The organism is Klebsiella planticola ATCC 33531 (assembly GCF_000735435.1).
GTDB classification, from domain to species: domain Bacteria; phylum Pseudomonadota; class Gammaproteobacteria; order Enterobacterales; family Enterobacteriaceae; genus Klebsiella; species Klebsiella planticola.
In genome coordinates this window covers 31491-44358 of record NZ_JMPP01000002.1, presented here as the reverse complement: position 1 = coordinate 44358, position 12868 = coordinate 31491, and the positions used below count along the sequence as shown (strand labels likewise).

Annotated in this window: 10 protein-coding genes; 8 read left to right on the top strand and 2 right to left on the bottom strand. The window is 56.3% G+C overall.

Annotated features, from left to right (window positions below):
* From aceF to GRPL_RS24955, 3 genes are all read left to right on the top strand, one after another.
* Nucleotides 1-1182 (top strand): dihydrolipoyllysine-residue acetyltransferase (aceF, locus tag GRPL_RS24945; protein WP_032698141.1); only part of this gene is annotated, 1182 nt, incomplete at its 5' end.
* A 332-nt stretch (nt 1183-1514) separates the two neighbouring features.
* Nucleotides 1515-2939: a dihydrolipoyl dehydrogenase gene (gene lpdA, locus GRPL_RS24950; protein ID WP_004857924.1), complete on the top strand. Its 1425-nt coding sequence runs from the start codon at nt 1515-1517 to the stop codon at nt 2937-2939.
* A 162-nt stretch (nt 2940-3101) separates the two neighbouring features.
* Nucleotides 3102-3386: a hypothetical protein gene (locus tag GRPL_RS24955; protein ID WP_032689462.1), complete on the top strand. Its 285-nt coding sequence runs from the start codon at nt 3102-3104 to the stop codon at nt 3384-3386.
* Nucleotides 3387-3441: 55 nt separating this feature from the next.
* Here the strand turns inward: GRPL_RS24955 and GRPL_RS24960 are convergent, their stop codons facing one another.
* The gene (locus GRPL_RS24960) at nt 3442-4236 is read right to left on the bottom strand and encodes a DUF2950 family protein (protein ID WP_032697266.1); all 795 of its coding nucleotides are present in this window, start codon (nt 4234-4236) and stop codon (nt 3442-3444) included.
* A 9-nt stretch (nt 4237-4245) separates the two neighbouring features.
* Nucleotides 4246-5877, bottom strand: coding sequence for a DUF3300 domain-containing protein (locus GRPL_RS24965; RefSeq protein ID WP_032698136.1), 1632 nt, complete (start codon nt 5875-5877; stop codon nt 4246-4248).
* Nucleotides 5878-6233: 356 nt separating this feature from the next.
* Between GRPL_RS24965 and acnB the strand changes: the two genes are divergently transcribed.
* The 5 genes from acnB to GRPL_RS24990 all read left to right on the top strand — a co-directional run bounded on the left by acnB (nt 6234) and on the right by GRPL_RS24990 (nt 12864).
* Nucleotides 6234-8831, top strand: a complete 2598-nt coding sequence (gene acnB, locus GRPL_RS24970; RefSeq protein ID WP_049267581.1) for a bifunctional aconitate hydratase 2/2-methylisocitrate dehydratase — start codon at nt 6234-6236, stop codon at nt 8829-8831.
* Nucleotides 8832-9132: 301 nt separating this feature from the next.
* The gene (gene yacL, locus GRPL_RS24975; RefSeq protein WP_004857933.1) at nt 9133-9495 is read left to right on the top strand and encodes a protein YacL; all 363 of its coding nucleotides are present in this window, start codon (nt 9133-9135) and stop codon (nt 9493-9495) included.
* Between the two features lie 174 nt (nt 9496-9669).
* Complete coding sequence (locus GRPL_RS24980; protein WP_032689458.1) at nt 9670-10623, top strand: 2-keto-3-deoxygluconate permease 1; 954 nt, start codon at nt 9670-9672, stop codon at nt 10621-10623.
* Entirely contained in the window at nt 10620-11891 is a 1272-nt protein-coding gene (dtnK, locus tag GRPL_RS24985; RefSeq protein WP_032698134.1) for a D-threonate kinase, read from the top strand. Before GRPL_RS24980 ends, dtnK begins: the two co-directional genes overlap by 4 nt.
* The gene (locus GRPL_RS24990) at nt 11881-12864 is read left to right on the top strand and encodes a D-threonate 4-phosphate dehydrogenase (protein ID WP_133959984.1); all 984 of its coding nucleotides are present in this window, start codon (nt 11881-11883) and stop codon (nt 12862-12864) included. Before dtnK ends, GRPL_RS24990 begins: the two co-directional genes overlap by 11 nt.
* Nucleotides 12865-12868: the final 4 nt, after the last annotated feature.

The following is a 12868-nucleotide window of genomic DNA, read 5'->3' as shown; positions in this document are numbered from 1 at the left end:
CTGATCACCGTAGAAGGCGACAAGGCTTCTATGGAAGTGCCGGCACCGTTTGCAGGCACCGTAAAAGAAATCAAAATCAGCACCGGCGACAAAGTCTCTACCGGTTCTCTGATTATGGTCTTTGAAGTGGAAGGCGCTGCGCCTGCCGCCGCTCCGGCTGCTGCTCCGGCACCGGCTGCCGCTCCGGCAGAGAAGGCTAAACCGGCCGCTGCTCCTGCGGCGAAAGCGGAAGGCAAATCTGAGTTTGCTGAAAACGACGCTTACGTTCATGCGACGCCGCTGATTCGTCGTCTGGCGCGCGAATTCGGCGTCAACCTGGCGAAAGTGAAAGGCTCCGGTCGTAAAGGCCGTATCCTGCGCGAAGACGTTCAGGCTTACGTGAAAGACGCGGTGAAACGCGCTGAAGCTGCGCCTGCCGCTGCCGCCGGTGGTGGTCTGCCGGGCATGCTGCCGTGGCCGAAAGTGGACTTCAGCAAGTTTGGTGAAGTGGAAGAAGTTGAGCTGGGCCGTATCCAGAAAATCTCTGGTGCGAACCTGAGCCGTAACTGGGTAATGATCCCGCACGTTACGCACTTCGATAAAACTGATATCACCGATCTGGAAGCCTTCCGTAAGCAGCAGAATGCTGAAGCTGAGAAGCGCAAACTGGACGTGAAATTCACCCCGGTTGTCTTCATCATGAAAGCGGTTGCCGCTGCGCTTGAGCAGATGCCACGCTTCAACAGCTCGCTGTCCGAAGATGCACAGCGTCTGACGCTGAAGAAATACATCAACATCGGGGTGGCGGTTGATACGCCGAATGGTCTGGTTGTTCCGGTCTTTAAAGATGTGAACAAGAAGAGCATTACCGAGCTGTCTCGTGAACTGACGGTTATCTCTAAGAAAGCGCGTGATGGTAAGCTGACTGCGGGCGAAATGCAGGGCGGTTGCTTCACCATCTCCAGCATCGGTGGCCTGGGGACAACCCACTTCGCGCCGATTGTCAACGCGCCGGAAGTGGCGATCCTCGGGGTGTCTAAATCCGCGATGGAACCGGTGTGGAATGGTAAAGAGTTTGTACCGCGTCTGATGATGCCTATCTCTCTGTCCTTCGACCACCGCGTGATCGATGGTGCTGATGGTGCGCGCTTTATCACCATCATCAACAACATGCTGAGCGATATTCGCCGCCTGGTGATGTAAGCGAAAAGCCGGCCTGACGGCCGGCTTTTTTCTGGTAATCTTGTCTTCGTTTCGGGGTTATCAGCAACAAAGGACAAAATCGTTTGCCGTTTGTTGTTTCAAAATTGTTAACAATTTTGTAAAATGCAGGCGGATAGAACGTCCCGGTGGACATGGGCGTAATTTACACAAAAAAATTCGAGTTGCGTCAAGGCGGCAAGGGAGTGAATCCCTGGAGCGTACAAGCGGTACGTAACCGGGGTGAGCGAGCGCAGCCAACGCAGAGGCGGCTTGAAGGATGAAGTGTATAACAATAGCGTCAGACCCGCCGGATACAAACTACAGAGGTCATGATGAGTACTGAAATTAAAACTCAGGTCGTGGTACTTGGGGCAGGTCCTGCAGGCTATTCTGCTGCCTTCCGTTGCGCTGATTTAGGTCTGGAGACCGTCATCGTAGAACGTTACAGCACCCTCGGCGGTGTTTGCCTGAACGTCGGCTGTATCCCTTCTAAAGCACTGCTGCACGTTGCTAAAGTTATCGAAGAAGCGAAAGCGCTGGCCGAGCACGGCATCGTTTTTGGCGAACCGAAAACCGACATTGACAAGATCCGCACCTGGAAAGAAAAAGTCATCACTCAGCTGACCGGTGGTCTGGCTGGCATGGCCAAAGGTCGTAAAGTGAAGGTGGTTAACGGTCTGGGTAAATTCACCGGCGCTAACACCCTGGAAGTGGAAGGTGAAAACGGTAAAACCGTGATTAACTTCGACAATGCGATCATCGCTGCAGGTTCCCGTCCGATTCAGCTGCCGTTCATTCCGCACGAAGATCCGCGCGTATGGGACTCCACCGATGCGCTGGAGCTGAAATCCGTACCGAAGCGTATGCTGGTTATGGGTGGCGGTATCATCGGTCTGGAAATGGGCACCGTGTACCATGCGCTGGGTTCAGAGATCGACGTGGTTGAAATGTTCGACCAGGTGATCCCGGCTGCCGACAAAGACGTGGTTAAAGTCTTCACCAAACGCATCAGCAAGAAATTCAACCTGATGCTGGAAACCAAAGTGACTGCCGTTGAAGCAAAAGAAGACGGTATCTATGTTTCCATGGAAGGCAAAAAAGCCCCGGCTGAAGCACAGCGTTATGACGCGGTGCTGGTTGCTATCGGTCGCGTACCGAACGGTAAAAACCTCGACGCAGGCAAAGCGGGCGTTGAAGTTGACGAACGCGGCTTTATCCGTGTTGACAAGCAGCTGCGTACCAACGTGCCGCACATCTTCGCTATCGGCGATATCGTCGGTCAGCCGATGCTGGCGCACAAAGGTGTTCACGAAGGTCACGTTGCCGCCGAAGTTATCTCCGGTCTGAAGCACTACTTCGACCCGAAAGTGATCCCGTCAATCGCCTACACCGAGCCAGAAGTTGCCTGGGTTGGCCTGACCGAGAAAGAAGCGAAAGAGAAAGGCATCAGCTATGAAACTGCCACCTTCCCGTGGGCAGCTTCTGGTCGAGCGATCGCTTCAGATTGCGCAGACGGTATGACCAAACTGATCTTCGACAAAGAGACCCACCGTGTTATCGGCGGCGCGATTGTCGGCACCAACGGCGGCGAGCTGCTGGGTGAAATCGGCCTGGCTATCGAAATGGGTTGTGATGCAGAAGACATCGCTCTGACCATCCACGCGCACCCGACTCTGCACGAGTCCGTTGGCCTGGCGGCAGAAGTGTTCGAAGGTAGCATTACCGACCTGCCGAACGCGAAAGCGAAGAAAAAGTAAGTTTTTCTTTCCGGCAAAATGTAAAAGCGGCTCTGAGAGCCGCTTTTTTTATGCCCGATGTTTAGAACTGTGTCTGCGTTAATAAATCGGCACATCTTATAGATACATTGAAAATAATTACGTCATAAACTTATAGGCAGTTAACTATCTGTGAGGTGTGTTATGAAACTCGTTTTAACAACTGCCCTGTTTGCTGCCACCCTGGCTTCTGCGGTGGCTTGCGCCGCAGATCCTTCCATTCCCTGGGCCGACAATAGCGGTGGCACGGAAAACACCCATATCGCCGCCATGGGTCAGAACCTGAATGCGCAGCATCAGGCGATCAGCAAAACTACGGAAGGCGTGTGGGCGGCGAACTCAGGCAGTATTCACAATGATGAGGCGGCCTTAAGCAGCAGCAAGCCAGCCTTCAGCGGCTATCCACAGCTGATGCCGCATCAGGGCTAAACATCGTCAGATGAGGAAACCAGCCCGGCGGCATACGGATGCGCCGGGCAGGGGGTTATTGCTCGATAGCCTGCCATTTTTCATCTGGCGTAAAGCGGGTAATCGCCTGAACTAACGTCTCCGTATCCTTACCTAAATTTGCCTGATAAACGCGATCGTTCTGGTCGATCATAAAGCTCATCACGCCGGTTTCACCCCATGCAACGGGCCACGCCAGCAGGGCGACCGTCTGCTTGTCACCGTCATGGATAATGCGGAAACGGTAGCCGTGATAGCCTTCGCCCGGTTCGACGGGGCTAAAGGCTGGCCCCAACGGGCTCGGCTCTTCACCGGGCTGAGTTGGCCAGTACAGACCGTCTTTTTTCCCCGTGCTACTGAACAGCTTTTTGGCGTAACGCTGGAAGTGCTGATAATACTCATTTTGCGCATCAACGTAGGCGTGCATCGCCTGGATTGCCGACAGCTCGTTACGGCCGATTTCTCGCGTCTGGATCTCATCTGCCGCCTGCGCCATATCGAAGTGCCAACCCTCGGCGCTTTTCAGCATCGGCAGCGGCAGCTGCCACTCTTCACGGCCTACGTTGAGGTGTGCCATATCCCCCTGTTCGACAATCTTATGGCCGACTTTCCAGTCGCGAAGAAAACGGGCGACGGCTTGCGGATCTGCCTCCCGCTGCGGCAGGTACTGACGCCAGTCCTCCCCCAGCAGGTCGTTGAGCGCGGGCTCATTTTGCGTCGAAATGGCCTCCGCCAGCGCAGTGGCGGCCTTCTCCGGGGTGGCAAAATACTGTTGGGCAAAAACGGGCAGGGCAAAAAGCGCCAGCCAGCCAGAAATCAGGACTTTTTTCATGACCGCTCCTTAGCGATGACGCAGTTCGCGATGTTGGCCCGTGCGCTGTTGCGCCGCCGCACGCTGGTTAGTGTTGAGGTGCGCTGTACTCCGGCTCTGCGCGCCCCGCTGGCGCTGGGCCTCCCATGATGGCGAGCGGCTGTCGTTGCCGCTGAACGCATTCGAACGAACATTCTGCACTCTCTGCTGGCGCTGCTGCGGCGGGCGCTGTTGAACCTGCGACTTCGCCGCGTCGCGATGCTGTTGCTGCTGCGTCGTCGGGTTCTGGAGGTGCGAGTTTGCTTTGTCCCGTCGCTGCTGTTGGGGCGCCGGATTTTGTTGCTTTTGCTTCGCCGCCGCGCGGTTTTCCGGGGTGTCATAGCCCCGGTAGTTGCTGCGCTGGGTGATTTTGTTGAGCTGCTGTGAGGCCGCCTGGCGTTGGGTATCCCTGTTGCCTGCCGCCGCCGTTACTCCGCCCGCGGTCAGGCCTTTTGCCGCGCCGTTGTGAGTGCTGTGCTGGAACTGGTCGAGCGCCGCCTGACGCTGGCTGGTCAGGTTCGCCGGAGTGTGCTGCGTGGCGCTCAGGCCGCCGGGAACGTTGGTCTGGTGGAAACGCTGCGCCACGTTATTGTTCGGGTACGGCACATTGTTGCGGAACGCCGGGTTGTGCTGCCAGCTAGCGTTGTTGCCGTCAAAACGCTGCTTGTTGAAATGGTTGTAGTTATCGACGTCGATATTGATATTGTTGTTCCCGCCGCCATGGTAGCCGCCGTGATCCCAGTCATCGTCGTGATGATAGTCATCATCCCAGTCGATGCTGCTGAACAGCGCATAAGTGGTGGCTACCCCGAGGCTGAAACCGAGGCCGTTGACGAAGCTGTTGGTAAACTGTTCACCCGGCGTTGGCGGCAAATAGACCGGCGGGTACGCGGTGTTCGGCCAGGTGCCATAAACCGTATTGGGGTTGTAGGTTGGCACATACACCACCTTCGGATCGGTAGATTCAATCTTGATGATTTCTGTGGTGGGCGCAGGCTCGACCACCGTGGTGGTTTTCGTCGTTGACGTGGCGGTGGAAGTCGCCGGTGGCGGCGTCGCTTTGGTTGTGGTCACCTTCTGCTGCGGCGACGATTTTAGCGTCCCGGTTTGCTGGGCGATGGCACGCAGTTTCTGCACCGAATTCATCACGTCCTGCGGCTGTGCGAGAAACGCGTTACCCAGGTCCTGCACCCACTGCGGATTTTCACCCATCAGCGACAGCAGCGCCGGGAAGGCGACCAGCGATTTCACGCTGGGGTCCCACGGCTGGTTCGCCACGGCCTGCACGGCGGCGTCGCCCTGCATCGTTGGGTTATCCTGCGACCACTGGACGGCCTGCAGGACGTTGCTCGGGTAGGTTGACGCCATTAACACCTGCGACAGCAGGTTATCCGGATAAAGGGCGACGGGGGCGACCCACCGATCGATTTGCGCCGCCGTGTAGGTGGCCGCGACCGGTTGCGCCGTCGGAGCGGCGGACTCAACGGCAGCGGCGGTGGGTTGGGGGGCAGGAGCGGGCGGCGTTTCTGCGGCGCGGCTTGTCACGTACAGGGCCCCGGAGGCGGCTAATAGCCCGGCACTGCACACCAGGGCAATCACGTGGGGTTTCAAAGGTCGTATCATGTTAGCTCCCGGCGCTATAGTTTGGCCCGTTTCCACTGAGTATCGCCGAAAATAGCGCTCGCGACGGAGTATAAGCCGGTCTATTTTTGATTTTTGATGATTGTTGGGATTTTGCTCAGTTATGTGTAACAGAATTAAATTTATATCCCGGGAAATGTACGTAAAGCCTGTAAAATCCTGCCCTTAACGATTCAGCTAAATTTTAATGTTGCTTTTTTGTAAACAGATTAACACCTCGCCAAAATCCTGCTATGCTGCCGACGCGGTATCGGGCATTTACCCTACAAACTGCTGTCTCACAGGAGCGTGAAGAGAATCGCCTACCGCATTTTACAATGAGAGCGAGGAGAACCGTCGTGCTAGAAGAATACCGTAAGCACGTAGCTGAGCGTGCAGCCGTTGGGATTGTTGCCAAACCCTTAGATGCAACCCAAATGGCCGCGCTGGTAGAACTGCTGAAGAGCCCGCCTGCGGGTGAAGAAGAATTCCTGTTAGACCTGTTAATCAACCGTGTACCGCCGGGCGTCGACGAAGCCGCCTATGTTAAAGCCGGATTCCTTGCCGCTATCGCCAAAGGCGAAGCGACCTCCCCACTGGTTACCCCTGAAAAAGCCGTTGAACTGCTGGGCACCATGCAGGGCGGTTACAACATTCACCCGCTGATTGATGCTCTGGACGATGCTAAACTGGCGCCGATCGCCGCCAAAGCGCTGTCCCATACCCTGCTGATGTTCGATAACTTCTACGACGTAGAAGAGAAAGCCAAAGCGGGTAACGAGTACGCTAAACAGGTCATGAAATCCTGGGCTGATGCCGAGTGGTTCCTGAATCGTCCGCAGCTGGCTGAGAAAATCACCGTCACCGTATTCAAGGTTACCGGCGAAACCAACACCGATGACCTGTCTCCGGCCCCCGATGCCTGGTCCCGTCCGGATATCCCGCTGCACGCGCTGGCGATGCTGAAAAACGCCCGCGAAGGTATCGAGCCGGATCAGCCGGGTTCCGTTGGCCCGATTAAGCAAATTGAAGCGCTTCAGCAAAAAGGTTTCCCGCTGGCCTACGTCGGTGACGTAGTTGGTACAGGCTCTTCGCGTAAATCCGCCACCAACTCGGTGCTGTGGTTTATGGGTGACGATATCCCGAACGTGCCGAACAAGCGCGGCGGCGGTCTCTGCCTGGGCGGCAAAATTGCACCTATCTTCTTCAATACCATGGAAGATGCCGGCGCGCTGCCAATTGAAGTGGACGTCAACAACCTGAATATGGGCGACGTGATTGACGTTTACCCGTTCAAAGGCGAAGTGCGTAACCACGAAACCAACGAACTGCTGGCAAGCTTCGAGCTGAAAACCGATGTGCTGGTTGATGAAGTCCGCGCCGGCGGCCGTATTCCGCTGATCATCGGTCGCGGCCTGACCACGAAAGCGCGTGAAGCGCTGGGTCTGCCGCACAGCGACGTATTCCGTCAGGCAAAAGACGTGGCGGAAAGCAGCCGCGGCTACTCGCTGGCGCAGAAAATGGTTGGCCGCGCCTGCGGCGTTGCCGGTGTTCGTCCGGGCGCTTACTGTGAACCGAAGATGACCTCCGTCGGTTCCCAGGATACCACCGGTCCGATGACGCGTGATGAACTGAAAGACCTGGCGTGCCTTGGTTTCTCCGCCGATCTGGTGATGCAGTCCTTCTGCCACACCGCGGCCTATCCGAAGCCGGTTGACGTCACCACGCACCATACGCTGCCAGACTTCATTATGAACCGTGGCGGTGTCTCTCTGCGTCCGGGCGATGGCGTTATCCACTCCTGGCTGAACCGTATGCTGCTGCCGGATACCGTCGGTACCGGTGGTGACTCTCATACCCGCTTCCCGATTGGTATCTCCTTCCCGGCAGGTTCTGGTCTGGTGGCCTTTGCCGCCGCGACCGGCGTCATGCCGCTGGATATGCCGGAATCGGTGCTGGTTCGCTTCAAAGGCAAGATGCAGCCGGGGATCACCCTGCGCGATCTGGTCCATGCGATCCCGCTGTACGCGATTAAGCAGGGGCTGCTGACCGTTGAGAAGAAAGGGAAGAAAAACATCTTCTCTGGACGCATTCTGGAAATTGAAGGTCTGCCGGATCTGAAAGTTGAGCAGGCGTTTGAGCTGACCGATGCGTCCGCAGAGCGTTCTGCTGCCGGCTGTACCATTAAGCTGAATCAGGAACCGATCGTCGAGTATCTGAACTCCAACATCGTCCTGCTGAAGTGGATGATCGCAGAAGGCTACGGCGATCGTCGTACGCTGGAGCGTCGCATCCAGGGGATGGAAAAATGGCTGGCGGATCCGCAGCTGCTGGAAGCCGATGCCGATGCCGAGTATGCCGCGGTGATCGATATCGATCTGGCGGATATCAAAGAGCCTATCCTGTGTGCACCGAACGATCCGGACGATGCGCGTCTGCTGTCCGATGTGCAGGGTGAGAAGATTGACGAAGTCTTCATCGGTTCCTGCATGACCAACATCGGTCACTTCCGTGCGGCGGGTAAACTGCTGGACAGCCACAAAGGCCAGCTGCCGACTCGTCTGTGGGTGGCTCCGCCAACCCGTATGGATGCGGCGCAGCTGACTGAAGAAGGCTACTACAGCGTGTTTGGTAAGAGCGGCGCGCGCATTGAAATCCCTGGCTGTTCCCTGTGTATGGGTAACCAGGCGCGCGTGGCGGACGGTGCGACGGTGGTATCCACTTCAACCCGTAACTTCCCGAACCGTTTAGGCACCGGCGCTAACGTCTATCTGGCCTCTGCGGAGCTGGCTGCGGTCGCTTCCCTGCTCGGCAAACTGCCGACGCCGGAAGAGTACCAGACCTTCGTCGCTCAGGTGGATAAGACTGCGGCGGATACCTATCGCTACCTGAACTTCAACCAGCTGGAACAGTACACTGATAAAGCTGACGGTGTGATTTTCCAGACCGCGGTATAAGCGAATCTTGCTGCTCAAAGCCACTCTTCGGAGTGGCTTTTTTATTGCTGCGCTAAACGTACTCCGATAACCATCGGCATCTGGTAAAGGCGCAAGGGATTTGACGCCGACAGACCGGCAGCGGGCAAAGAATGGTGGAATAATGCCCGCCAGTTGGCGGCAAGACGACCGGTTAACCAACTGAGGCGCTTTTATTTACTGTTGCTCTATCTGGTCCACTTTTTTTCTGCCCGGGGGCTGCGATAATTACCCTATGGGTACAATGTAGCGGTGACGCATTGCCCTTGCAGAGGAAGACACTATGGATTACGAGTTTCTGCGCGATATTACCGGAGTGGTAAAGGTGCGAATGTCGATGGGCCACGAGGTGGTGGGGCACTGGTTTAACGAAGAGGTGAAAGATAACCTCGCCCTGCTGGATGAAGTGGAACAGGCCGCGCGCACCGTAAAAGGCAGCGAGCGTTCCTGGCAGCGTGCCGGACATGAATACACGCTATGGCTGGATGGCGAAGAGGTGATGATTCGCGCCAACCAGCTGGAGATTTCAGGTGATGAAATCGAAGAGGGGATGAGCTACTACGACGAAGAAAGCCTCTCTCTGTGCGGCGTTGAGGATTTTTTACAGGTGGTGGCCGCGTACCGCGAGTTTGTCAGCAAAGCGTAACCCCCTTCATGCATTCACGCCGGGAGCCGAACTCCCGGCTTTTTTTTGCCCTGAATGATTAATTGATTTTATTTAATCATTTTAAAACTGTGATCGCGCGTGTTTATCGTTTGTTTTTGATTAAATATAATCAATGTGATTTCATTTAATCATATTAATGACAGGCGGCACGACATGAACATCAAAAAAGCAATAGAGCGAGTACCCGGAGGCATGATGGTTGTGCCACTGGTCATCGGTGCGGTCATAAATACGTTTGCACCTCATGCGCTGGAGGTCGGCGGGTTTACAACCGCGCTCTTTAAGAACGGTGCTGCACCGCTGATTGGCGCATTTTTGCTGTGTATGGGGGCGGGGATTAGCATCAAAGCCGCTCCTCAGGCGTTGTTACAGGGGGGGACTATCACGCTGACCAAACTCCTTATCGCCATCGCGCTAGGGCTGGGGGTTGAACATCTTTTCGGCGCCGAGGGGATCTTCGGTTTGAGCGGCCTGGCGATTATTGCCGCCATGAGCAATTCCAACGGCGGGCTTTACGCGGCGCTGGTTGGGGAGTTTGGCAATGAACGTGATGTCGGCGCTATCTCTATTTTGTCACTGAACGATGGTCCTTTCTTCACCATGATCGCGCTGGGGGCGGCAGGTATGGCCAACATTCCGATCATGGCACTCGTTGCGGTACTGATTCCTCTGATTGTTGGCATGATCCTTGGCAACCTTGACGTGCACATGCGCGACTTCCTGACGAAAGGCGGACCGCTGCTCATTCCATTTTTTGCTTTTGCTCTGGGGGCTGGTATCAATCTGGAAATGTTGCTCCAGGGCGGGCTGGCGGGCATTCTCCTCGGCATTCTGACCACCTTTATTGGCGGATTTTTTAATATTCGCGCCGATCGGCTGGTCGGAGGAAGTGGTATCGCTGGCGCTGCAGCATCCAGCACGGCCGGTAACGCGGTGGCTACACCGCTGGCGATTGCCCAGGCCGATCCTTCGCTGGCATCCGTCGCTGCCGCGGCGGCCCCGCTCATAGCGGCCTCGGTTATCACGACCGCAATCCTGACGCCGATACTGACTTCCTGGGTGGCAAAAAGGCAGGTGCGTCAGCTTCCGGAGGAAAAGAACACATGAAAATGATCGTGATTGCCGATGATTTTACGGGATCGAATGATACCGGGGTACAGCTGGCGAAAAAAGGCGCACGAACGGAAGTGATGCTCAGTACCTCGCAGAAGCCTTCACGTCGCGCCGATGTGCTCATCATCAATACCGAGAGCCGGGCTGTTTCCGCAGAGCTGGCCGCAAAGGCCGTGCGTCGCGCACTCGCGCCGTGGTGTGAAACGATAGCCCCGCCGCTGGTGTACAAAAAAATTGATTCTACCTTTCGTGGTAACGTCGGGGCTGAAGTCGTGGCGGCGATGCAAGCCATCGGTAGTCGCATGGCGGTGATTGCCGCGGCTATTCCTTCCGCCGGCCGCACTACGCAGAACGGCCTGTGTCTGGTCAACGGTGTTCCGCTTCTGGAGACCGAATTTGCCAGCGATCCGAAAACGCCAGTTACGTCGTCCCGAATTGCTGAACTGATCGCGCTGCAAAGCGGTATTCCTGTTTACGAAGTTCATCTGGAGGAGGTCCGACACGGAGGACTCAGCGCCGTTTTGAGCGCCCTGGACGCCGAAGGCGAGTGCATGGTGGTCGTTGATGCCGTTGAGGATCGCGATCTGATGCTGATCGCTCAGGCTCTCGGGGAACAAGAACGGCTTCCGCTGATGGTCGGAGCGGCGGGCCTTGCAAATGCCTTGCCTGTCAGCTTCTTTATGCAAGAGCAGCAGACTCTGCCTGTGCTGGTGGTGGCAGGCTCACTGAGTGAGGCCACGCGCCGACAGGTGGATCGTGCGCTTTACGAAGGGAGAGCAGAGGTGGTGGATATCGACGCCTCCCGCCTGATCTCTTCCTCATATGCCCTGGAGATAGCCTCGGTGGCAGAGCAAGCCTGCGCCCAGCTCGGTCGCCAGCATCATACGATCTTGCGTACCAGTCGCAGCGCGGAAGATCGACATCTGATCGAGAGTTTGTGTGGTTCCGCCGCGATAAGTCGCCAGCAGCTGGGGGAGATGCTAAGCCAACGGATCGGGGCGATCACATTGCAGATCCTCGGGCAGGCGCGAGTCGGCGGCCTGTTTCTGACTGGGGGCGACATCGCCACTGCGGTGGCCAGCGCGTTGGGCGCGGAGGGATATCGGATTCAGAGTGAGGTTGCGCCCTGCATTCCTTGCGGGACATTTATCAACAGCGAACTGGATGATTTGCCGGTGATCACTAAGGCCGGGGGATTTGGATCGGACAGCACGCTGTGCGATGCGCTTTATTATATTGAGGAGATGTATAGTGGGCATTAAGACTATTGCTATCACGATGGGCGATCCCGCGGGGATTGGGCCAGAAATTATTGTTAAAGCCCTCGCGGAAGATTCACTGAACGGTACGCCTGTGGTGGTGGTCGGTTGTCTGCAAACCCTGAAGCGGTTGCAGGAAAAAGGTCTGGCAGCGGATGTCGAGTTTCGCGCTATCAACGAGGTGGCCGCTGCGCGCTTTACGCCCGGAGTAATCCATGTGATTGATGAGCCGCTGGCGGATCCACAGGCGCTGGTGCCGGGAAAAGTTCAGGCCCAGGCGGGCGATCTGGCCTATCGTTGTGTCAAGCGGGCGACGGCGCTGGCGTTGAAAGGTGACGTTCAGGCGATCGCCACGGCGCCTCTGAACAAAGAGGCATTGCATCTCGCCGGACATAACTATCCCGGGCATACCGAACTGCTGGCGACGCTGACCGAAAGCCGCGATTATGCCATGGTGCTGTTCACGGAGAAGCTGAAAGTTATCCATGTGTCGACGCATATCGCCCTACGCACATTCCTGGACACCCTGAATACGTCCCGCGTCGAAACCGTTATCGCGATTGCAGATAATTTTCTCAAGCGCGTCGGCTATGCGAAACCGCGCATTGCCGTCGCCGGCGTCAATCCTCATGCGGGTGAGAATGGCCTGTTTGGTGATGAAGAAGGCCGGTTTCTGGTGCCGGCCATTGCCAGCGCAAAGGCCAAAGGGATAGCGGTTTACGGCCCTTGCCCTCCGGATACGATTTTTCTTCAGGCCTATGAAGGGCAATACGATATGGTGGTCGCCATGTACCACGATCAGGGACATATTCCATTGAAATTATTAGGTTTCTATGATGGCGTTAATATTACTGCCGGGCTGCCGTTTATCCGGACGTCAGCCGATCACGGGACCGCTTTTGATATCGCCTGGACGGGAAAAGCAAAATCTGAGAGCATGGCTATATCGATAAAACTGGCAATGCAACTGGCGTAATTCC